21 protein-coding genes are annotated in these 21,464 nt (G+C 73.3%); 14 read left to right on the forward strand and 7 right to left on the reverse strand.

What is annotated here, in order from left to right:
• Positions 1 to 205: 205 nt before the first annotated feature.
• The gene (locus ACZ6ZR_RS17840; RefSeq protein ID WP_465643300.1) at positions 206 to 1,210 is read left to right on the forward strand and encodes a LacI family DNA-binding transcriptional regulator; all 1,005 of its coding nucleotides are present in this window, start codon (positions 206 to 208) and stop codon (positions 1,208 to 1,210) included.
• Positions 1,211 to 1,482: 272 nt separating this feature from the next.
• Positions 1,483 to 1,770 (forward strand): hypothetical protein, encoded by a 288-nt coding sequence (locus ACZ6ZR_RS17845; RefSeq protein WP_465643302.1) that lies wholly within the window; start codon positions 1,483 to 1,485, stop codon positions 1,768 to 1,770.
• A gap of 76 nt (positions 1,771 to 1,846) precedes the next feature.
• On the opposite strand, the gene ACZ6ZR_RS17850 is transcribed toward ACZ6ZR_RS17845, so the two are convergent.
• Together ACZ6ZR_RS17850 and ACZ6ZR_RS17855 are read right to left on the reverse strand one after the other, a co-directional pair.
• Complete coding sequence (locus tag ACZ6ZR_RS17850; RefSeq protein ID WP_465643303.1) at positions 1,847 to 2,809, reverse strand: hypothetical protein; 963 nt, start codon at positions 2,807 to 2,809, stop codon at positions 1,847 to 1,849.
• A gap of 83 nt (positions 2,810 to 2,892) precedes the next feature.
• Positions 2,893 to 3,312: a hypothetical protein gene (locus ACZ6ZR_RS17855; RefSeq protein ID WP_465643305.1), complete on the reverse strand. Its 420-nt coding sequence runs from the start codon at positions 3,310 to 3,312 to the stop codon at positions 2,893 to 2,895.
• A 382-nt stretch (positions 3,313 to 3,694) separates the two neighbouring features.
• Between ACZ6ZR_RS17855 and ACZ6ZR_RS17860 the strand changes: the two genes are divergently transcribed.
• Together ACZ6ZR_RS17860 and ACZ6ZR_RS17865 are read left to right on the forward strand one after the other, a co-directional pair.
• On the forward strand, positions 3,695 to 4,270 hold the full coding sequence (locus tag ACZ6ZR_RS17860) for an RICIN domain-containing protein (RefSeq protein ID WP_465643307.1): 576 nt from the start codon (positions 3,695 to 3,697) through the stop codon (positions 4,268 to 4,270).
• Positions 4,271 to 4,477: 207 nt separating this feature from the next.
• Entirely contained in the window at positions 4,478 to 7,522 is a 3,045-nt protein-coding gene (locus ACZ6ZR_RS17865) for an ATP-binding protein (protein ID WP_465643309.1), read from the forward strand.
• 21 nt (positions 7,523 to 7,543) lie between these two features.
• On the opposite strand, the gene ACZ6ZR_RS17870 is transcribed toward ACZ6ZR_RS17865, so the two are convergent.
• The 3 genes from ACZ6ZR_RS17870 to ACZ6ZR_RS17880 form a co-directional block, all read right to left on the reverse strand.
• Positions 7,544 to 8,149: a hypothetical protein gene (locus tag ACZ6ZR_RS17870; protein WP_465643311.1), complete on the reverse strand. Its 606-nt coding sequence runs from the start codon at positions 8,147 to 8,149 to the stop codon at positions 7,544 to 7,546.
• A gap of 81 nt (positions 8,150 to 8,230) precedes the next feature.
• Positions 8,231 to 10,453: an RICIN domain-containing protein gene (locus ACZ6ZR_RS17875; protein WP_465643313.1), complete on the reverse strand. Its 2,223-nt coding sequence runs from the start codon at positions 10,451 to 10,453 to the stop codon at positions 8,231 to 8,233.
• Positions 10,454 to 10,616: 163 nt separating this feature from the next.
• Positions 10,617 to 10,940, reverse strand: coding sequence for a putative quinol monooxygenase (locus ACZ6ZR_RS17880; protein ID WP_465643315.1), 324 nt, complete (start codon positions 10,938 to 10,940; stop codon positions 10,617 to 10,619).
• Between the two features lie 408 nt (positions 10,941 to 11,348).
• Here ACZ6ZR_RS17880 and ACZ6ZR_RS17885 point away from each other — a divergent pair, with 408 nt between their 5' ends.
• The 5 genes from ACZ6ZR_RS17885 (at position 11,349) to ACZ6ZR_RS17905 (ending at position 15,098) form a co-directional block, all read left to right on the forward strand.
• Positions 11,349 to 11,705, forward strand: a complete 357-nt coding sequence (locus ACZ6ZR_RS17885; protein WP_465643317.1) for a hypothetical protein — start codon at positions 11,349 to 11,351, stop codon at positions 11,703 to 11,705.
• Positions 11,706 to 11,760: 55 nt separating this feature from the next.
• Entirely contained in the window at positions 11,761 to 12,813 is a 1,053-nt protein-coding gene (locus tag ACZ6ZR_RS17890) for a hypothetical protein (protein WP_465643319.1), read from the forward strand.
• Between the two features lie 175 nt (positions 12,814 to 12,988).
• The gene (locus tag ACZ6ZR_RS17895) at positions 12,989 to 14,260 is read left to right on the forward strand and encodes an MFS transporter (protein ID WP_465643320.1); all 1,272 of its coding nucleotides are present in this window, start codon (positions 12,989 to 12,991) and stop codon (positions 14,258 to 14,260) included.
• Positions 14,261 to 14,418: 158 nt separating this feature from the next.
• Positions 14,419 to 14,637 (forward strand): hypothetical protein, encoded by a 219-nt coding sequence (locus tag ACZ6ZR_RS17900; RefSeq protein WP_465643322.1) that lies wholly within the window; start codon positions 14,419 to 14,421, stop codon positions 14,635 to 14,637.
• Positions 14,634 to 15,098: a type II toxin-antitoxin system VapC family toxin gene (locus ACZ6ZR_RS17905; protein WP_465643324.1), complete on the forward strand. Its 465-nt coding sequence runs from the start codon at positions 14,634 to 14,636 to the stop codon at positions 15,096 to 15,098. The genes ACZ6ZR_RS17900 and ACZ6ZR_RS17905 overlap by 4 nt, the downstream gene beginning before the upstream one ends.
• An 88-nt stretch (positions 15,099 to 15,186) precedes the next feature.
• Here the strand turns inward: ACZ6ZR_RS17905 and ACZ6ZR_RS17910 are convergent, their stop codons facing one another.
• Both ACZ6ZR_RS17910 and ACZ6ZR_RS17915 read right to left on the reverse strand, forming a co-directional pair.
• Positions 15,187 to 15,843: a GNAT family N-acetyltransferase gene (locus tag ACZ6ZR_RS17910; protein ID WP_465643326.1), complete on the reverse strand. Its 657-nt coding sequence runs from the start codon at positions 15,841 to 15,843 to the stop codon at positions 15,187 to 15,189.
• Positions 15,844 to 15,880: 37 nt separating this feature from the next.
• Positions 15,881 to 16,582, reverse strand: a complete 702-nt coding sequence (locus ACZ6ZR_RS17915; RefSeq protein WP_465643327.1) for a molybdate ABC transporter substrate-binding protein — start codon at positions 16,580 to 16,582, stop codon at positions 15,881 to 15,883.
• A 47-nt stretch (positions 16,583 to 16,629) separates the two neighbouring features.
• On the opposite strand from ACZ6ZR_RS17915, the gene ACZ6ZR_RS17920 reads away from it, so the two are divergent.
• From ACZ6ZR_RS17920 to ACZ6ZR_RS17940, 5 genes are all read left to right on the forward strand, one after another.
• A complete protein-coding gene (locus tag ACZ6ZR_RS17920) occupies positions 16,630 to 17,397 on the forward strand; it encodes an IclR family transcriptional regulator (protein WP_465643329.1) in 768 nt (255 codons plus the stop codon).
• Between the two features lie 148 nt (positions 17,398 to 17,545).
• On the forward strand, positions 17,546 to 18,754 hold the full coding sequence (locus tag ACZ6ZR_RS17925) for a 4-hydroxybenzoate 3-monooxygenase (protein ID WP_465643331.1): 1,209 nt from the start codon (positions 17,546 to 17,548) through the stop codon (positions 18,752 to 18,754).
• A 30-nt stretch (positions 18,755 to 18,784) separates the two neighbouring features.
• Positions 18,785 to 19,825, forward strand: a complete 1,041-nt coding sequence (locus ACZ6ZR_RS17930; RefSeq protein WP_465643333.1) for an amidohydrolase family protein — start codon at positions 18,785 to 18,787, stop codon at positions 19,823 to 19,825.
• 21 nt (positions 19,826 to 19,846) lie between these two features.
• Positions 19,847 to 20,536, forward strand: coding sequence for a 4-carboxy-4-hydroxy-2-oxoadipate aldolase/oxaloacetate decarboxylase (gene ligK, locus ACZ6ZR_RS17935; RefSeq protein ID WP_465643335.1), 690 nt, complete (start codon positions 19,847 to 19,849; stop codon positions 20,534 to 20,536).
• Positions 20,537 to 20,538: 2 nt separating this feature from the next.
• Positions 20,539 to 21,459 (forward strand): amidohydrolase family protein, encoded by a 921-nt coding sequence (locus tag ACZ6ZR_RS17940; protein ID WP_465643337.1) that lies wholly within the window; start codon positions 20,539 to 20,541, stop codon positions 21,457 to 21,459.
• The last annotated feature ends 5 nt before the right edge of the window (positions 21,460 to 21,464 follow it).

Genomic DNA, 21,464 nt, shown 5'->3' on the forward strand with positions numbered 1-21,464 from the left:
TGAGGGTCCGTCCTCTCGGGGCACGACGAGGAGATTGCGAGGACCGTAAGACCATTTTGACCGGTAAAACAAGGGCCTCGGCAGAAATTGCCGAAACCGGGCAGAGAGGGCAAGTCCGCGCGGTGCTTCCCGGGCCTTGACCGGGGGTTGTGGTGGTCGTAACGTCGACGCCACATGCTTGACCGGTAAAATTCAGGGGGCCCACATGGTGACGATGCAGGACGTGGCCGACCGCGCGGGCGTCACCAAGCAGACGGTCTCCAACGTCATCAGCGGGCGGGTCCCTGTCCGCCCCGAGACCGCCGCCCGGGTGCGTTCCGCGATCGAGGTGCTCGGCTACACGCCCAACCTGGTGGCCCGGTCACTCGCGACCGGCAGCACCAGGACCGTCGGCCTGCTCGTCCCGACCGTGGCCGGCGCCTTCTACGCCGAGATGGTCGAGGCGGTGGAGGACGTGGTCGAGGAGCACGGCTACCACCTGCTGCTCGCCACCACCCGCCTGGACGGCGAACGGGCCCGCCGCCACCTGGCCAGCCTCACCAGCCGCTCGGTGGACGCCCTGCTGATCGCCGGGGACCGCGATCTGATGGCCCATCTGCCGCTGCTCGCCGCAGCCCGCTTCCCGGTCGCGCTCTGCGCCTGGGAGACGGCGGTGCCCGACGACTTCCCGGTGGTCACGGTCGACTACGAGCACGCCGGCTACCTCGCCGGGCGCCACCTGCGCTCGCTCGGCCACGAACGGGTAGCCGTCCTGGAGAGCCCCGACCACGGCTCCCGCCTCGCCGGCTTCCGCCGCGCCTTCGCCGCCGACGGCCTGACCGTCCCCGACCACGCCGTCCACCGCGCCGCCGAACCGACCGTGGCCGGCGGAGTCGCGGCCGCCCAGGCCGCCTTCGCCGCCGACCCCGGCCTGACCGCCGTGTTCGCCACCCACGACGTGCTCGCGCTCGGCGCCCTCGACGCGGCCAAGGCCTCGGGGCGGCGCGTGCCCGAGGACCTCTCCGTGATCGGCCACGACGACAACCCGGAGGTCCGGCTCACCAGGCCGCCGCTCACCAGCGTGGCGCTGCCCATGCGGGAGATGGCCCGTCAGGCGGTCGAGCTGCTGCTGCGCGCCGTCGCCAAGTCCGGGCCGGTGGTCAACTCGCTGCACCTGCTGCGGCCCGAGCTGATCGTCCGCGAGAGCACCTGCCCGCCGCCCTCGGCCTGAGGGTGCGTCAGCCGCCGAGCTGGGACCGGGGTGAGGCAGAATGCTCGCCATGACCACTTGAAGAGCACCATCGGGACGCAAGGCCTGGCGCCGGGGCGCAACCGGATGGACGGTCCGTGAAGGCGACCGCGGCGGATCGCACCGACCGTGTCGAGCGGGCGGAGGTCGAACGGAGGAGGTGGGAGCCGGTGGAGGGTGCGGAGCGGTACGGCGAGCAGGGCCGCCGGTACCGGGCCGGCGGGCTGCGGGAGGTGGTGCCAGAAGGTCACGGCGTGCTCGCCGACGAGGACCGGTTGCTCCAGCGGCAGCAGCTCGACCGTCGGGAAGCCCTGACCGCTGAGCCACCGGACCAGTCGGACCGTGCGCCGGACCTCCGCCACTGGCGTGCCCGCCCGCGCGACCTTGGCGACGGCTCGGGCGGCCTCCAGGCGGAACACCGCGTTGGTGTGCCCGCGCAGCAGCTCGGCGCCTTCCGGTGCGACACCGGCGAGTTGGCACGCCTTCCTGAGGACGGCGCGGACCTCGGGCCCGGCGAAGCCGCCGATGAGAGCCGGAACTGACATACCCGCAAGTCTGGCGACGGGAGGCCGGTCCTGTCACGTGCCCCGACGCGACGGAGTCCGGCGGCACCCGGGGTCAGCCGGCGAGTGTCTCGGTCGCCGCCTTCACCCGGGCCTGGAGGGCGGTCCTGATCTCCGCCATGGCGGCGGCGTTCTCGGCGATCGCCTGCTGCTGGTAGGCGGAGTCGACCGCGTACCAGACGCCTACCAGGTTGGTCCGGTGCCGGCAGGCCGCGTCGGCCGTCGCCGTCTGGAGCTCGCGCGGCGAGGGCACGGGGCCGTTCTGCCAGGCCTTGTCGGCCAGTGCGGCCACCGGGTCCGGGTAGTCGAAGCCGCTCTCCTTCATGCACTGCGACCACTGCGCGAACACCGCCCGGGTGCGGGCGTCGTGCTGGGAGTCCAGCAGGGTCCGGAACTTGAGGTCCTCGGCGAGCTGTGCGTCGCCCACCCAGCCGTCGGCCGCGCCGGTCAGCTTCCGGACGGACTCCCCGACGCAGCCGCGGTCCGGCACCGTCCGGCCGTTGAGGACCTGCCCGCCCGAACCGTACTTCTGCTTGGGGTCGGAGGAGCCGCGCAGCGCGGTCGTCATCTCCGGGCTCAGCTGCGGCAGGAACGGCGGTGCGTCCGGCCCGGCGCCGCCGCCCTCCGGGTGGTAGCCCCACTTCGCCATGGTGGCGGCGTTCTGCGGTCCGTAGCGGCCGTCGACGCGGGTGGTCGGGGCGTCGGTGTCGCGCGCGGGAGGGGCGGGCTCCGGGGGTGCGTAGTCGAATCCGAGGCGGGCCATGCAGGCCTTGGTGAGCTTGGTCTGCGCCCGCTGGACCGTCAACTGCTGTGCGGGGGCGAGCAGGTAGGAGTCCAGCGGCAGCGGCCTGTCGTTCGCCGAGTCGAGCACGGGCGTGGCGGGCACCTGGGGCGGCACGGCCACCCGGGTCGGTGCGTCGGCGCCGCGCGGCGGGTCCGCGTCGGCGCCCGCGCAGCCGGCCAGCAGCAGCGGCAGGGCGAGCAGGAGTGCGGCGGGACGGCGCGGACGGCTGAACACAGGCCTGGTCTCTCGGAGTCGGGGCGATGGTGGGGCGGGTCTCCGGCCGAGACGCTCGGCCGGAGACCGCGGTCGGGCTCGGCTCAGCCGAAGAAGCCCGCCGCGTTGTTGTTCTTCATCGTCGAGTTGAGGTCGCGGAAGCTGTAGTCCGGGATGGTCTGGCAGGCGTAGCTGCAGTTCCGGGTGCCGCTGTTGTAGTAGACGGTGAAGGAGCCGGGGTAGTAACTGTCCACCGAGGCGGCGTGGTTCTTCACCGAGAGGCCGGCGCCGTTGGTGCCGTAGGCGCTCTCGCCGAAGCGGTAGCCCGAATAGTCCGAGATGTTGCCGGTCTGGACGAAGACCGCGCCGTAGCCGCTGCCGCTGGAGTTGTAGTACAGGCAGACGTAGTGGCCACCCTCGCAGTCGGCCAGGTTGGAGGCCGAGGCCGTACCGGTGGTCGCCAGGCCGGAGGCCAGGACGGTGCCGGCCACGGTGGCGGCGGCGAGGAGCTTGCGGATGCGCATGAGGGAACCTTTCCGGACGCCGGTGACTCCGGCGCCGGGAGGCCATGCTAGATCGTCGATGAAGAAATGATCAAAATCATTTGAGTCGCCCCGAACGACAACAGCGCTGGTGAACGCGGGTAGGTGACGGGCCGTGAGCTCCCGTCGGTGGGGCCTCCGGTACGTAGATTGAACGTTGATCGCCCGTTGACGCCCCGCTCGTAGTGTCCGCACGTCCGAGCACACCGTCACCGGGCCCGCGAACGTCACGGTCAGGATCGAGGGTACGGAGTACGGCCTGTCCCAGGACCGTCGCCAGGGCTCCAGCACGGTCACCCCGCCGGCCACCGACGGCCCCGGGTGTCAGGCCGAGGCATGGGACGCGGCCCGCACCCACAACCCCGTGTGGGCGCCGTTCACCCTCTGGCAGACCGGCCAGCAGTACAGGATCGAGGACGTCGCCAGCGGCAACCTCCTCGACCACCCCGGCAGTTGGGACAGCGCCCATCTGGTCGAGAAGCAGGACGGCAACGCCAACCAGCTGTGGACCGTCACCGAGGACGGCGGCCCGGGCTGGTACCGGGTCAAGAGCACCAGCGGCGGCCACGAGCAGTGCCTCGGCGCGCCGGCCCGCCTCGCCGCGCTGAGCGTGACCGACTGCGACGGAAGCCCGGGGCAGTGGTGGCAGTTGCGCGACCGGAACGGCAGCCCTGCCACCGGCGCTCCCCAGCACGGCACCTCGTACGGGCTGGCCGGCTTCGCCGCAGGGACCACCTACGCGAAGCCCGACTTCGTGGCCGAGCCCAGGAACAGCGGTACCGCACCGGGGACGAAGATCGTCGCCGGAGACCCCAGCGGTGTCACCCGCACCGTCGTCTCCTTCGGCGGCCACTACTGGAGGGCGAAGTACTGGACCAAGGGCAACCAGCCCTCGACCGACCCCGCCAACCCGTGGACGCGCCTGGGGCCGACACCGTGAGGCCGTCTTGGCGGAAACCGTAGTTCGACGGGATCTCGCTGCGGCGCCCGCCCTACCGTGACCGAGGACGGGACGCCCGCGAGGGCAGTTCCGGGGCCCGTCGTGCGCGTGCGCACGCCCGGCGGGCCGCCATCCTCCGCACCGGTCGACCGCACGTGCCGCGGTCCGCCCCGAGAACGGCCGCACGTCAGGGCCGGGAGAGACTTCGTGATGGAAGAACCGGCCGGGTCCGACGTGAGCAACGACTACCGGGTCGACATCGGCGGTGATGTCCTCGGGCAGGTGGTGATCGGTGACCACAACCTGGTGGTGGACGCCCAGCACGGCTCCTCGGTGACGCTCCTGGTGTCCGGCCGCCGCCCGACCCCGGTGCGTCGCGAGCGGGTGGCGCTGCTCCCGCGCGGGCAGTCGGCGCCGCTGGGGCGTGGCGCCGAACTCGCCGAGCTGGAACGGGCGGTCCGCCGTGGCGGGTTGGTGCAGCTGTGCGGACCGTCCGGCGCCGGCACCAGCATGCTGCTGCGCCACGCCGCGCACCGGCCGGCCCCGACCCCCGACGGGCGGGTGTACCTCGACGCCCTCGGCCGCGAGGTGGCCGACCTGGCGCAGGAGGTCTTCGAGGCCTGCTACGACGCCGTCGGCTACGCCCCCTCGGTGCCCGAACTGCGGCGGCTGATGGAAGGGGTACGGGTCACCGTCTACCTCGACAACGCCGACCTGACCCGTGCTCAGGCCCTCGCCCTGGCGGACCTGGTGCCGGACGCGACCTTCGTGCTGGCCTCCCACCAGGCGTCGTTGCTCGGCGGGGACGGCACGCTGGTCGAACTCGCCGGGCTGGACCGGGCGGCCGGGCTGGAACTGCTCGTCCGGGAACTGCGCCGCCCGCTCGCCGAGGACGAACTGGCCGCCGCGACCGGCCTGTGGGAGGCCGCCCAGGGGCGGCCGCTGCACCTGTTGCAGGCCGGCGTCCTCGCCCGGGCCCGGGCCGGCGCGGGCGGCGGGCTGCCCCTGGCCGGCGAGGTCGCGGAGCTGGTCCCGCTGCTGCTCCAGGGACTTGACGCCCCGTCGGCGGAGGTGCTGCGCCTGTTGGCCACCCTGGACGGCGCGGAGCTGGCACCGGCCCGGATCGGCGCGATCGTCGATCTGCCCGAGGTCACGGGCGTGTGCGAGCGGCTGGCCGAGGTCGGCCTGCTGCGGGCCGAACAGGACGGCTACCGCTGCCCGCCGGAGGCCGTCGCGGCGGCCCTCGGCCGGACCGCCCCGTTCCCGTACCAGCGGATCTGCTCGCAGCTCACCGAGTGGATCGCCCGGCCGGACACCACCCCCGCCGAAGTGGCCGCGCACAGCCGGGCGTTGGACCGGGCGGCCGCGCTCGCCGAGGCGGACGGCCGGCCCGAACTCGCGGTCGCCCTGGCCCGGGCCGCCTCCCCGGCACTGGCCCGCGCGCTGCGCCCTGGGGCGTGGGGCCGGCTGCTCGGCCGTGGCTGGGGAGCCGCCGAGCGGGCCGGCGACCGGCCGGCGCAGACCTTCTTCGTCCACGAGGAGGGCATCCGCAGCCTGCTGACGGGCCGTCGGGTCATCGCGGCCGTGCTGCTCGGCGAGGCCGCGTTGCTCTGGAAGGCGATCGGCGACCTGCACGGCGCGACGGCCGCGCTCCACGCCCAGAGCGTCGCGCCGTCGCTGGCGGGCCCGCTGCCCGTCATCCCGACCGCCCCGACCGTCCCCGCACCGGGCGCCGGCCTGAGCGGGGCCGGGGCGCACGGCGGCGCGGTTCACGGGGGCGCGGCGAACGCCGTCGCCACGCCCGGTGCGCAGGCCGACTCGGTCGCCTCGCACATGGCCAACCTCTCGCCCGCGCCCGCGCCCGCTCCCGCGCAGCCTGCCGTGGTCGCTCCGCACGCCGCCGCCCCGGCGGGCCATGCGGAGGTGGGCCATGCCGGAACGGCCGCCGCCGGAGCGCCCGTTGGCCACGCCGCCGCCGGTTCGACGGCCGCTCTCGGCGCGGGGGCGGGCGCGGCACTGAGCGTCAAGGCACTGCTGGTCGTGCTGGCCGTGCTGCTCGCCGTGGTGAGCGCGGTCACCTGGTCGGTCTCCTCGGGAGGCAACGGCGGCGGCGGTCCGGTCGCCGAGGAGAAGGTGCTGCGCGAGCCGTTCGACCAGGCGGTGCGGGCGCTGTCCACGGCACCGGGCGTCCGCTACCAGGGCGACTGGAACGTCAAGGAGTACCTCAACGACGTCACGGTGACCACGCACGGCGAGAAGTTCGGCACCAGCCACCTCATCGGCGACACCATGGAGTCCGACAGGAACTCGCACGACCTGCTGACCATCGGCGGCAAGGACTACTCGCGCTGGCACACCTCGGACGGGATGCTGCGCCTGTGGACCTACAGCGGCCTCGGTGACCGGAGCACCCCCGACGGCGGCAGCCGCCTGACGCAGGAGATGTCGCTGTACGAGACGCCGGCCGACCTCGCCAAGCGGTTCTCGCAGGCGCTCGCCGACAAGCCCCGGCTCCCGGCCGCGAAGGACCCGCAGCCCACCGACGTCAACGGCGTCCCGGCCCTGCGCGCGGACACCACCGTCGGCTACCTCTACGTCTCCCGGGACGCGCCGTACCGCTTCCTGCGCTGGGAGCCGCCGAGCGCGATGAACTTCCACTTCCCGAAGGACGGTCAGCTGCCCCGCACGGTGGAGGCCCACTCCCCGCTGTGGGAGACCTCGTCGGTCGACCTGGCGACCGTCGCGCCGACGGAGGTCGGCACGGTGTACGACGGTCTGGAGAAGTACGTCAAGGACCTCCCGACGGCGACCTACGGAACCCTCGACTTCACCGGTCACGGGGCCGGCAGCTCGGTGAACTGCGACGGCTCCGGCTGCCACGTCAAGGAGGTCGTCAGCGCGGACATCCTCCGGGACGACGCCGTCATCCGCGGGCTCTCGCGCGTCAACGTGCTGCTGACGGTCGGCAAGCTCACCATCGACGGCCGAGCGGCGGGCAGTTGCTCCAGCGGCCCGCAGTCGCTGCCGGTCGGCGGCAACGCCGTCACCGGCACCCTCACCTGTGACAACCCGGCCGCTGCCGCCGTGTACCGGCAGGTCGCCGCGGAGAGCCAGGCCCGGGCGAACGCCGCCGGCAGCAACTCCTACTGGGACCGCGCCGAGGACATCGAGATCAAGGCCCTGGTCCTCACCCAGGCCGAGGCGGACCAACTCCTCGCCACCGTCCGGCAGGAGCGGTCGGCGGCCGGATGAGCACCGACACGGCACCGGCTGTCAGCGGGAGCTGCGCCGGCGGCGGGCCAGCAGCGGGGCGCCGACCGCCACGGCGATGGCCGCGGCCGCGGCGAGGACGAGGGCGGTGACCAGGGTGCCGTGACCGGTCTCGCGGGCCGGTTCGGCGGCGGCGGCGGTGGTGGTGCTGGTGGACAGGGCGGCGCTGGGCGTCGGCGTGGGGGTGGGGGTGGACGAAGGGGTGGCGGTGGGGCTGGGGGCGGTGCCAGGGACGGCGGTGACGTCGAGTTCGGCCTCGCCGTGGCCGAGGGCGGGGAAGCCGGAGTCGACCGCCACCGTCCAGTGGCCGGGCGGGAGTTGGCGGGCGGTGGTGTAGACGCCGGGCGGGCCGGGGACGGCGACCAGCGGCCAGGGGCCGACGGCGCGGCCGTCCGAGCTGGTGGCGTTGACGGTGGCGGCGACCTTCTCGTCGACCGGGTCGTGGTCGTTCTGCCAGGTGGCCGTCACGGTGAGGTGGCCGTCCACCAGGGCGGTGACGGCGAAGGCGATGGTGTCACCGTGGGCGGCGGCCGGGGTGACCGGGCCGAGGGCGAGCAGGGCGGCGGCGGCGGTGGTGGCGAGGGAGGCGGCGAGGGTGCGGAGGCGCACGGGGGCTCCTGGGTCGGGGAAGGGGAGAGCCGGTGGTGGTACGGGGCGGGACCCCGTACCACCACCGGCCGAGACGGTGCGTCAGGCGGCGGCCTGGACGCTCCAGTTCTGGTACGCCTGCCCGTTGGGCTGCTGGAGCTCCAGCAGCCAACCGCCGTAGTACCAGCGCTTGCTGGTGCCGAGGACCAGGGTGGAGCCCTTGGCGGTCAGCAGGTAGCTCTGGCCGGCCGCGCCGATCCGCCACTTCTGGGCGTCGGCGGCCGAGCACGGCTGCTGCGCCACGTACTGCCCGGCGACCGCGGTGCCGCCGAGCTGGAGGCACTTGTCCGACTTGGCCGAGCGGATCCGCAGGTAGCCGTCACCGGCGTCGTCGAAGAGCCACTGCTGGTTGCTGTAGCCGGTGCGCTGGTAGCCGATCAGCACGGCGCCGTCCCGGGTGGAGCCGCCCCACATGTCGGCCGCCTGGCCGGTGAGGTCGTTGGTCACCAGGTAGCGGGTGCCGGGCTTGGTGGGCGTGGGGCCGGCCGCCTTGAGGCTGCGGAACGCGGTGGCCTGGCCCGGGCGGCCGACCGTGCCGGCGGCGTCCTGGACGGCGACGGCGACCTTGTACCCGGTGTCCGGCCGCAGGCCGACCAGGCGGACCACGGTGGAGCCGACGATCGCGAGCGAGCGCCCGTCGACCTGGACGTCGTAGCCGCGCGCCCCGGCGACCGCCGGCCAGCTGAGCACGGCCGAGACGGCGGTGGTCTGACCGACCGTCACCCGGGGGCCGGTGGTGGTACCGCCGGTCGGGGAGGGCGAGAGGGTCGGCGTGGGGCTCGCGGTGGTCGGGCTCGGGGTCGGCGAAGCGGTCGGCGAGCCGGTCGGGCTGGCCGTCGGGCTGGAACTCGGGCTGGGGGAGGCCGACTTGGTCGGGCTCGCGCTGGTGCTCGGGCTCGGCTTCGGGCTCGCCGTGGTCGGGGACGGGGTGGGAGTGGGGGTCGGCGTGGGCGTCGGGTCCGGGGTGGCGCCGCCGTCCCGGAGGAGGAAGCGGTTGTCGGCGACGTTCCAGTGCGTGGCGAGGTAACTGCCCGGCTGCGGGGCGGTGTTGTAGTAGTCGTCGTGGTTGCAGTCGAGGCGGTCGTCCGAGGCCCGGTTCGGGCAGACGGTCTGCATCTTGGGGTAGTACGGCGAGTCCGAGTAGCACATGATGTCCCACTCGTCGACGCAGTGCGCGCCCTTGCTGGTGTGCGGGGCGCTGTTGTTCACGGCGCCGAGGTTGTGGCCGAGCTCGTGCGCGGCGGTGGAACCGCCCCAGCAGCCGTTGTCCGTACGGCCGTAGGAGGGGCCGAAGTTGGAGAGGTTGTCCTGGCCCGGGCGCTCGTCGCCGTTGAAGGTGCCTATGCCGCAGTACACGTTCGCGTCGGCGAAGATCATGTACTTGCGGTCCTTGCGGTTGAAGCCCTGGGCGGCCAGCGCCTTGTTGCTCGCGCCGAACTCCTGGAGCGCCGCGTCGGGCAGCTCGACGTCCAGCACGGACGCCGAGCAGTCGGACTCGGTGACGTACCGGACGTGCCGGGTGCCGCCGGTCTCCTGGGCGCTGGCGTTGTAGATGACGTCGGTGTCGGCCGCCCACTTCTTGAACGAGGCGAGGTACTGGCCGAAGCGGTCCTTGCCGGGCCCGTGCGCGTAGATGACCTGGACCCGGTTCCCGGTCGAGCCGTCACCGTCGCAGACCACCTTGGAGCCCTCGGCCGCGGCCGCCGGTGTGGATCCGGCGGCATCGGTGGGCGCGGCCCCGGCGGCGGTGAGCTGGCGGCCGCTCTGCAGGTCGATGACGGGCGGCGCACCGGCCAACAGGTCGGCGGCGGAGGGAAGTTCACCGGTGAGGACGTTGAGGTCCGGGGTCTTCCGCTCGCCGGTGACGGCCGGCGGGGTCTCCTTCTGAACGTCCTTGCCGGGCGGCGGGGCGTCCGGGCCGTGGGTGCACTGGTGCTCGCCCTCGCCGGCCTTGTAGACGCCCGCGCAGCGGTCGCCGGCGGTGGCCGGGACCAGGCCGCTGTAGACGAGGCCCTTGGCCGGCTCGTTCTTGGGGACCGAGCTGACCGGGACGGGCTTCTCCTTCTGCTGCGGCGCGGCGGCGGCGGTCGGTTCCACCAGCTCCTGCACGACCGGCGCGTCCGCCGAGACGTGCGTGTCCCGGCTGCTGTCGAGGCCGGTGGTGAGGGCGAAGGTGCCCGCGATCAGTCCTGCCGCGACGGCCGCGGCCGCGAACGACAGTCCGCGACGGCTCCGACGGCGGTGTGACTGCCTCTTGCGTGACATGGTTCTCCTCGTCGGCAGACGGGGAAGTAATGCGTGCCGACACATGGGAGATCCGTGGCGCAGCGGGGATAACGGAAAGTTCGCCAGTTTTTTCGAACCGGGCCGGCGGCCCGACGGTGCGGGGCGCCGGCCCGGCCGGTCGGTGCTACAGGCTGACGGCCGGTCAGTCGATCTGGAGCTCGCCCATCCGGCTCCAGCCCTGAGCGCCCTCGATGGTGGTGCTGACGATCTCGGGCGTGCGGGTGACCAGCGGACGGATGGTCTCCAGGCCGGCCGCGAAGTGGGCGGAGGTCACGTGCGCCTCGGCCGCGCCGTCCGCGAAGGCCTCGACCAGGACGTAGGTGTCGGGCTCCTCCAGGCTGCGCGACCACTCGAACCAGAGGTTGCCCTCCTCGCCGCGGGTCGCGCGGGTGAAGTCCGCGACCTTCTCCGGCCAGACGTCCACGTACTCGGGCTTGACGGGGAATTTCACCACAATGAAGATCATTCGCCGATTGTAGGGCGGTCAGGGGGCGCGGGGTCACCGGATGGAGCCGTGCGGTTGTGATGCGTACCGGGGTCGTTGGCGTTCGAAGCGACCTGCCCGGTCAGGGCCCGGCCGGTCATCCTCCTGGCGTCCGCACGCCTTCGGAGATGCCGTGCTCAGGTCGTTCCCACGCGCCGTCAGACGCTGCGCGCTCGCCGGTCAAGTGGAACCTCACCACCAGCAGTGCCTACCGGTACTGCGACTACAACCCGGACGACGACAGGCTCGACCGGATCGACCCCGACAAGGTCGCGGTGGCCGACGGCATGGCCGTCTTCTCCGCCACCCCGAGCAGCTTCACCCTCCCCAGCGGCCGCAAGGCCTGGGACACCGGGCTGATCACCACCGAGTACACGGGCCGACCGCTTCATGGTGAAGACCGGCGACTACGCCGAGACCCGGATCCGGATGCCGAAGGAGATGGGCGCCTGGCCCGCACTGTGGACCTGGCACCAGGGCGGCAACGAGATCGACTCCTTCGAGTACCACCCCGACAAACCGGCCCTGGTCGAGTGGTACGTCAACGACGTGCTGGTCTTCTCGGAAGAACGGCTCCTCCGGCGTGGTGCCGTCGGGGAGGGTGACCAGGACGGTGAAGGCCCGGCTGCGCGCCGACCCCTCGCGGCGGCGCCCGCCACATGGGACCCTCGCCCGATGGGCGCAGCGCGGCGGTCGCGCCGGTACGGGGGGAGGCCCCCGGTCGGCCCGGACGGGAGCGTCGGGTAGGTTCGTGCGTCGACCAATGGATGATCTTCGGGGGACGCACGTGCAACGCCGCTCCATGCTCAAAGGCCTGACCGCCACCGCCCTCGGTGCGCCGCTGGCCTCGATGGCCCTGCCCGCCGCCGAGGCGCAGGCCGCCGCCGCAGCCCCGTACGACCTGGCCGTCTGCGAACAGGCCTCCAACCGGATTCTGGTCCACCCCGCGGCCGGGCCGTGGACCCCGGGCACCTGCCGCTGGGCCTGGGCCCCGCCCGCACTTCCGGCCGGTTCCAAGCCCGGCACGGTCGACAACTGGCGCAACCTCTCCGACGTGAAGTTCCGCAGCACCAGCGCTCACGGCACGGTCGCCCTGGTGACGGCCTCCTACGGGAACGTCGGGATCGTCGAGGTCGCCTCCGGCGAACTGCTCTGGTCGGCCACCCCTTACGGCAACCCGCACGGCATCGAGCGGATACCCGACGTCGGCGCCGTGGTCGTGGTCTCCAGCGACAACGACACCGGCTTCGGCGGCCCGGGCAACCACCCGGCTGCCGGCTTCGTGACCGTCTACGCCCCGCTGCCGAACCGGTCGGACGACATGAGCAGCCTGACCAAGGTCACCGAGTTCACCTTCCCCGGCGCGCACGGGGTCTGGTTCGACGGCACCTTCCTCTGGGTGCTCGGCGACAAGGTGCTGATCAAGTACAGCTGCTCGGGCAGCTCCAGCGCGGACTTCAAGCTCAAGAACGAGGCGCAGATCACGGTTGACGGCGGGCACAGCCTCGACACCGACCTCAGCGGCCTGCACGACCACCTGCTGATGACCGACGGTTCCACGATGGGCCGGGTCCGCAAGGCGGACGCGGTCCGGATCCCGTGGGCGCCCACCCTGGGTGGGAAGGCGGTCGAGATTCGTGGGGTGAAGGCCTTCGGCCGGTCCCCGTCCGGCGAGTACTTCTGGCTCCAGGCGATCGGAGTCACCGACACCACCCAGCCGGCGGCGTGGTGGAACCACCGTGTCGACTTCTTCGACGCCACCGGCGAGTACTCCGGATCCCAGACCCTCGGGCTCGGGTACAAGCTGCAGCCCAAGTTCTACCGGGCCAGGATCTCCCAGGTCGCCTTCGCCTGAGCCTGAGCCTGAGCCTGATCCTGCGTCCAGGTCCTGACGGTCCGTCGGTGCCCGGTTCGGCGACGGACCGTCAGGACGGCTCGCGCGGGACGGCGGCGAAAACTCGGGCGACAGCGAGGCGGGACGCTCCCTAGCATCGGGCTGCTCGTGCCCGCTCCTGCCGATTGGTCCCGCCGTGAAACCCCTGCTGCCCCCGGTGCTCCGCGAGGAGCCGCAGTTCGCCCGGCTGTTCGCCGGGCAGGCGCTCTCGGTCCTGGGGGACCGGATCACCATGGTGGCACTGCCGTTCGCGGTGTTGGCCATCGGCGGGTCGATGGCCGACGTCGGGTTGGTGGCGGCCGCCGGGCTGGTGCCGATGCTGCTGTTCACCCTGGCCGGCGGGGTGTGGGCGGACCGCTTCCCCCGGCACCGGATCATGCTGGTCTCGGACGTGGTGCGGTGTCTCACCCAGGGTGCGGTGGCGGTGCTCCTGCTCACCGGACAGGCCCAAGTCCCTTACCTCGTGGGCCTGATGATGGTCTTCGGGACGGCCGACGCGTTCTTCATGCCGGCCGCCACCGGGCTGCTGCCGCTGCTGGTGCCGACCGAACGGCTGCGCGAGGCGAACGCCCTGCGCGGGCTGGTGCAGTCGGCCGGCCTGGTGGTCGGCCCGGCGGTGGCGGGCGCGCTGGTGGCGCTGGCCGGCCCCGGCGGCGCGCTGGCCGTGGACGCGGTGAGCTTCGCCGTCAGCGCCGCCTTCCTCGCCCGGCTGCGGCCGCGGCCCGCCTCGGCCTCGGACGCCCCGTCGGGAGGCAGCTTCCTCGCGGAGCTCCGGGAGGGCTGGAGCCATGTGCGGTCCAGGAGTTGGGTCTGGTCCGGCATGGCGGCGATGGGCGTCTACCACGTGGTGGTGCTGCCCTCGATCTTCGTCCTCGGGCCGGTCCTCGCCGACCGGGAGTGGAACGGGGCCGAGGGCTGGTCGATCGTCACGGTCGCCTTCGGCGTCGGCGCGGTCGCCGGTGACCTGCTGGCCTACCGCCTGCGCCCCGCACGGCCGTTGGCATTCGGCGCCGCCGCCCTGGCGGTCGCCTCCTGCCAGGCCGTGATCATCGGGGCCGGTCCGTCGGTGTGGGTGGTGGCAGGCCTGGAGGCCGTCACGGGGGTCGCGGTCTCGCTCTTCTTCGTCCTCTGGGAGACCAGCCTCCAGACCCACATCCCCGAGCACGCCCTCTCCCGGGTCAGCTCCTACGACTTCCTCCTCTCCTCCGGCCTGATGCCCCTCGGCCTGGTCGTGGCCGGCCCGGTCGCCTTCGCCGCGGGCCTCCGCCCGACCCTCTACGCCATGAGCGCCATCGGCGTCGCCTCCGCCCTCCTCCTACTCACCGTCCCGACGGTCCGTCACCTCACCGACCACACCGAGCAGTCCGTCCTGGCCGGTGAAGGTCGACCAGCGAGCACGACAGGGTGAATCCAGGCGGGGCCGAGCCCGAAAGGCCTCCGGATACGGGACACTGCGCTCCAGGGACCGGCCACCCGGCCGTTACCGGCAAGCCAGACGAGGAGGTCGGGATGGATGGGCACGGTCAGGCTGCGGAGGAACCTCAGGCGCGGCCGATCACCGCTCAGGTGACGGTCACGGGGCCGGAGGCAGCCGCACTGCGGGAGCTCGCCGCTGTTCTCGGGCGACCGGCGGAGGCGCTCGCACTGGAGTACTTGACCGGTGCCCTGAAACTGCCGACCACCGCCATCGGCGAGAGCGAGTTCGCGGATTGGGCCCTGTTCGACGGACCCGAAGACCTGGCCGCCACCGCCGACCACCACCTGGCCGAGGGCTTCGGCCGATGACCGCCGCCCCGCCGGCAGTGACGCCGCCGGACTTCGCGGTTGTCGACACCGGTGTGCTGTTGGCTGCCTTCAACGCGCGTGACAGTCTTCACCGAGCCGGGGTGGTCACGCTGAACCTGCCGAAGACCCTGATCATCTCGCCGTTGGTCCTGGCCGAGCTGGATCACCTCCTGCACGTCCGCTCCGGGGAGCAGGCCTCCGTCGACGCCGTCACCCGGATCGGTGCGCTTGCCGGCCAGGGACGAGTCCAGATCGCCATGGTCGACCGTCTGGTGTTGACGGAAGCGGAGCAGTTGATGCGCCGTCATCTCGGCCAGGCCCTCGGGCTCGCCGACTGCGTCAACGCGGCGCTTGCCTGGCGCCTCAGTCGGCCCGCGTTGCTGACCTTCGACAAGCACTACAGCGCCGTCCTTGCCCCGCGACGTTCCGGTGAGAAGCCACTCGAGGTCCATCCCGGCTGAGGGCGGCCGGGTTGTCCGCCGACGTCCTACCCGCCCGAGCGGCCCAGAGGCGCTGCGGGGACACCGTCCGGCTGTCCGGTGGGGTTGGTCAGAGGCCGAACATGGCCAGGCACTCGGGGGACAGGCCTGTCACCGAGGCCCGGGGGTGTTCGACGGCGGACCAGTCGGCGCGGGTGAGGCGGAGGCGGTCGGAGACCAGGGCGTCGGTGCCGCGGGCGTCGACGGAGATGCCGTCCGGGCGGTAGCCGAGCTTGCGGGAGACGGCTTGGGAGGGGTGGTTGTCCTGGAAGACGGTGGTGAGTGCGGCGGCGGCGCCGAGGTGGTCGAAGGCGAGGGTCAGGAGTCCGGCGCGGGCCTCGGTGCCGTAGCCCTGGCGCTGGTGGTCGAGGCCGAGCCAGGACCAGGTGGTGACCTGCCGGGTCACCGGGAAGGCGCGGCCGTTGAGCGCGACCAGACCCAGGGGCAGGCCGTCGAGGAAGACCCCCAACTGGAGCCCCCAGTCCGAGGGTTCCCACTCCGCCAGGTCGGCCCAGTGGCCGCGCAGGACACTGCGCTCTCGCTCGGACGGGGAGCCCTCGGTCCAGGGGGTGAGGAAGGGCCGTTCGTCCGGGTGGTGCACGCCCCGGCCCGCGAGGTGGGCGAGGTCGGCGAGTTCGGCCTCGCGGGGAAGGCGGAGCCGGAGGCGCGGGGTGTGGATGGTCAGGCCGTACAGCGGCCACAGGTCCGAGAGCAGGTCCGAGAGCATCCGCCCATGATTCAGCCCGGCAGGGTCCGGGTGCATCTCAATTGGACGGTGATGGGGCGGGGTTGTGCGGGCGCAGCCCGTGCGCCAGGGCTGACGCCTCGTCGGAGCGGAGCAGGGTGAGGAGGTGGTGGGCCTCGGCGGGGCGGGGGGAGGCGGCGAGGACGGCGGCGGAGAAGGTGGTGGTGATGGCGGTGGGGCCGGGGAGGGGGCCGAGGAGGCGGATGCCGGGGTGGGCGGTGAGTTCGCTGCGCTGTTGGAAGGCCAGGTCGGCGGTGCCGTCCTGGAGGAGGGCGGCGACCGGGACGCCGGGCGGGGCCTGACGGAGGGTGAGGCGGTCGGCGAGGCCGAGGCGGGAGAGGAGGGTGAGGACGGCGGTGCCGCTGGGGCCGGTGGAGTGGGCGATCGTCGTGGCGGAGAGGAGGAGGGCGCGGAGGTCGTCGACCGTGGCGAGGGGGGAGGGTGGGGCGGAGGCCGGGACGGCGGCGAGGGTTTCGGAGTCCCAGAGGGGGAGGGGCCGGGCGGCGAGGTGGCCTTCGCGGTCGAGGGCGGCGAGGGCGTCGTCGGCGAGCACGGCCAGGTCGGCGCGGGCACCCGCGCGGATGCGGCGGGCGGTCTCGACGCCGCCGGCGGCCTCGAAGCGCGCGGGCAGGCCCCGGGCGGTGAGGGCGGCGAGCAGTGGACGGACGGCCATCGAGGAGAGACCGAGGAGCGGTCGGGAGTCGGTCGGGAGCTCGTTCACCAGGATGCCTTCGGTGTGGGGTGGGGGCGGGATGGGAGACTGACGGGATGAGTACGTCCCGGGTCACGGCGGCCGGCAAGGTCCTCCAGGTGCTGGCGCTCTTCGACCGCGAGCACCCCGCGCTGACGCTGTCCGAGATCGCCCGCCGCACCGGCCAGGCGGTCAGCACGACGCACCGCGTGGTGGCCGAGCTGGCGGCCTGGGGTGCGTTGGAGCGGGCCGAGGACGGCTCCTGGCACGTGGGGCTGCGGCTGTGGGAGATCGCCTCCGGCTGTCCGCGGACCCAGATCCTGCGGGACGCCGCGCTGCCGTTCATGCAGGACCTGTACGAAGTCACCCACGAGAACGTCCAGTTGGCGGTCCGGGAGGGCACCGAACTGGTCTTCGTGGAGCGGATCGCCGGGCACCGTTCGGTGGACCTGCTGACCATGGTGGGCACACGCTTCCCGGTCGGCTCGACCGGGATGGGGCGGGTGCTGCTGGCGTACGCGCCGAGGGAGCTGCAGGAGGAGGTGCTGGCCGCGCCGCTGCGGGCCTGGACGGCGCACACGGTGACGGACCCGAAGGAGCTGCGCGCGCAACTGGACCTGATCCGGCGCGAGCAGGTCTTCGTGAGCGACCGTCAGCTCCAGGAGGAGACCGTGGCGGTGGCCGCCCCGGTGCGGATCGGCCGGACCGGGCCGGTCGGCGCGGTGCTGGGGATCGTGGTGGCGGCGCGGGGCGCGGACCGGGCGCGCAGGTTGCGCGAGCCCTTGCTGAGGGCGGTGCACGGGATCTCCGAGGAGTTGGGGCGGCGGGCCCGGACGGCGCTCTGAGGACTTGGTGAGGGTGTCGATCCTGCCCGGTGGGAGGGGGCTGGGGGTGAGGCTTTCCGCCTGACGGAAAGGGTGGCGACGCGGCGGGGCGCAGGGTGTCAGCGTTCGGGGCGTACCCAGCACCTACTCCACCCTCCAAGGAGCCACTGTGTCCGAAACCGCCGTCGACACCGTCACCGAGGTGCCTGTCGCTGTGGTCGGGGCCGGCCCGGCGGGGCTGATGCTGGCTCATCTGCTGGGCCGGGCGGGCGTGGAGAGCGTCGCCGTCGACCTGCGGACCCGCGCGGAGATCGAGACCACTCACCGGGCCGGCATCCTGGAGGCCGACGTGGCCCGGGACCTGGTGGAGACCGGGGTGAGCGACCGGATCCTGCGCGAGGGGCACGAACACACCGGCACCGAACTGCGGGTGGCCGGCCGCCCGTACCGGATCGACTTCCAGGAACTGGTCGGCGCCTCGGTCTGGCTCTACCCGCAGACGGAGGTCTTCAAGGACCTCGCCGACGCCCGCGAACGCGACGGCGGGACGGTCCACTTCGGGGTCCGCGACACCGAGGTGTCGGACGTCGGCACCACCGCGCCCCGGGTGCGGTTCACCGCCGCCGACGGGACGCGGCACGAACTGCGGGCCCGCTACGTGGTCGGCGCCGACGGCTCCCGCTCCACCTGCCGCGACCTGGTGCCCGAGCGGCACCGGACCAGGCACGGCGCCGAGTACCCGTTCGCCTGGTTCGGCGTGATGGCCCAAGCGGCGCCCAGCGCGCCGGAGTTGGTCTACGCGCACTCCGCCCGCGGCTTCGCGCTGATCAGCCGACGGACCGAGGACGTGCAGCGGATGTACTTCCAGTGCGCCCCGCACGAGCGGGTCGAGGACTGGCCGGAGGAGCGGATCTGGGCCACCCTCCAGGCCCGGGTGGCGGGCGAGGACGGCTTCCGGCTGACCGAGGGGCCGGTCCTGGAGCGGACGGTGCTGCGCTTCCGCTCCTTCGTCCAGGAGCCGATGCGCTGGGGTTCGCTGCTGCTCGCCGGTGACGCGGCGCACACCGTGCCGCCGACCGGCGCCCGCGGGCTGAACCTGGCGCTGCACGACGTCAAGGTGCTGGCCGGTGCGCTGGTGCGCGCCCTCGGGCGGGAGGGCGAGCCGGCGCTGGACGAGTACCAGCCGGCCGCGCTGCGCCGGGTCTGGCGGGCCCAGCACTTCTCCTCCTGGATGACCCGGCTGCTGCACACCCCGCCCGGGGCCACCGCGTTCGAGCTGCGGCGCCAACTCGGCGAGCTGGACTGCGTGGTGGGCACCCGGGCGGGACGCACTTACCTGGCCGAGCAGTACACCGGCTGGCCCTCCGCCGGTCGCTGACACCCCGACACCCTCTCAGGAGCGCCCCACGTGATCATCGACAGCCACGGTCACTTCACCACCGCCCCACCCCAGCTCGCCGCCTGGCGGGAGCGCCAGATCGCGGCGGCCGGCTCACCGGCCGACGCCCCCGACCCGGACGAACTCTCGATATCCGACGAGGAGTTGATCCGAGCGGTCGGGGAGAACCAGCTGCGCATGATGGACGAGCGCGGCACCGACTTGATGGTCTTCTCCCCGCGAGCCAGCTTCATGGCCCACCACGTCGGCGACTTCGCGGTCTCGGCCACGTGGGCCCGGATCTGCAACGACCTGGTACACCGGGTCGCCACCCTGCTCCCCGAGCGCTTCGCGATGGGCGCGATGCTCCCGCAGTCGCCCGGCGTCGACCCGGCGAGCTGCCTGCCGGAGCTGCGGCGCGCGGTGGAGGAGCTGGGCGCGGTCGCTGTCAACCTCAACCCCGATCCCTCCGGCGGCAGTTGGACCGCCCCGCCGCTCACCGACCGGAGCTGGTACCCGCTGTACGAGGCGCTGGTGGAGTACGACGTCCCGGCAATGGTGCACGTCTCCACCTCTTGCAACCCGGCCTTCCACACCACCGGCGCGCACTACCTGAACGCCGACACCACCGCCTTCATGCAGCTGCTCCAGGGCGACCTGTTCGCCGACTTCCCCACCCTGCGCCTGGTCATCCCGCACGGCGGGGGCGCCGTCCCCTACCACTGGGGCCGGTTCCGCGGCCTGGCGCAGGCGCTCGGACGGCCGGAGCCCGAGGAACTCCTGGGCCGCAACGTGTACTTCGACACCTGCGTCTACCACCAGCCCGGCATCGACCTGCTCACCCGGGTCGTCCCCGCCGAGGCGCTGCTCTTCGCCAACGAGATGATCGGCGCCGTCCGCGGCACCGACCCGCGCACCGGCCACCACTACGACGACACCCGCCGCTACCTCGACGCGACCGAGCACCTCACCGAGGCCCAGCGCGCCGACGTCCTCGGCGGCAACGCCCTGCGCGTCCACCCCCGCCTGGCCGCCCGCCTGGCCACTCGCCCTGGCCACCCCGCCCGCTGACGACCCCTCAGGAGGACACCCGTGGAACACCCCGAACTCGGCCTGGTCCGCACCTCGATCACCCGCGCCGACCCCGCCGCCGTCGACGCGCTCTCCGCCTTCGGCGTGGCCACCGTCCACGAGGCGATGGGCCGCACCGGCCTGACCCGTCCGTACCTGCGCCCCGCCTACCCCGGCGCCCGCCTCTGCGGCACCGCCGTCACCGTCCTCCTCCAGCCCGGCGACAACTGGATGCTGCACGTGGCGGCGGAGCAACTGCGGCCCGGCGACGTGGTGGTGGCCGCCTGCACCACCGAGAGCGAGGACGGCTTCTTCGGCGAACTGCTCGCCACCTCGTTCCGGGCCCGGGGCTGCGCCGGGCTGGTCGTCGACGGCGGGGTCCGGGACGTGGCCGAGCTGGCGGCGATGGACTTCCCGGTCTTCGCCCGCGCCGTCAACGCCCGCGGCACGGTCAAGGCCACCCTGGGGTCGGTCAACGTCCCGGTGGTGTGCGCCAACGCGCTGGTCCGGCCCGGCGACGTGGTGCTGGCCGACGCCGACGGCGTGGTGGTGGTGCCGCGCGAGCGGGCCGCCGAGGTGGCCGCGGCCGCGGCGGTGCGCGAGGCCAACGAGGCCGGCAAGCGCGAGCGGCTGGCGGCCGGCGAGCTCGGTCTGGACATGTACGGCATGCGCGGCCCGCTGGCCGCGCTCGGACTGCGCTACGAGGACTGACCATGGCCGTCGAGAAGACCCCGGGCTGGCTGGAGTGGGACCCGGCCCCGTCCCGGCCCCGACTCGCCCTGCCGGAGGGGGCGGTGGACGCGCACTGTCACGTCTTCGGCCCCGCCGACACCTTCCCCTACGCCCCCGAGCGCAAGTACACCCCGTGCGACGCCTCCGCCGAGCAGCTCTTCGCCCTGCGGGACCACCTCGGGCTGGTCCGCAACGTGATCGTCCAGGCCACCTGCCACGGCGCCGACAACCGGGCCCTGGTCGACGCGCTGCGCCGCTCCGGCGGCCGGGCCCGGGGCGTGGCCACCGTTCGGCCCGGGGTGTCCGAGGCGGAGCTGCGGGAGCTGCACGAGGCGGGCGTGCGCGGAGTCCGGTTCAACTTCGTCCGCCGGCTGGTGGACGTCACCCCGGCCGAGGAGCTGCGGGAGGTGGTGGAGCGGATCGCGCCGTTCGGCTGGCACGTGGTGCTCTACTTCGAGGCCGCCGACCTGGCGGAGCTCGCCGAGTTCTTCCTCTCCGTCCCGGTCCCGCTGGTGGTCGACCACCTGGGCCGGCCGGACGTCTCCAGGGACGTGGACGGCCCGGAGTTCGGCGCCTTCCTCGACTTCCTCCGGGCCCGGGAGGACATCTGGTGCAAGGTCAGCTGCCCGGAGCGGCTCTCGCTGACCGGCCCGCCGGCGCTGGACGGCGAGCGGGACGCGTACCGGGACGTGGTGCCGTTCGCCCGGCGGGTGGTCGAGGAGTTCCCCGACCGGGTGCTCTGGGGCACCGACTGGCCGCACCCCAACCTGACCGGCCACATGCCCGACGACGGCCTGCTGGTCGACCACCTGACACACCTCGCCCCGAGCGAAGGGCTGCTGCGAGGCCTGCTGGTGGACAATCCGATGCGCCTCTACTGGCCCGAAGAGTACGGGAGTTGAGCGGG

This window comes from Kitasatospora sp. NPDC088742, assembly GCF_055584905.1.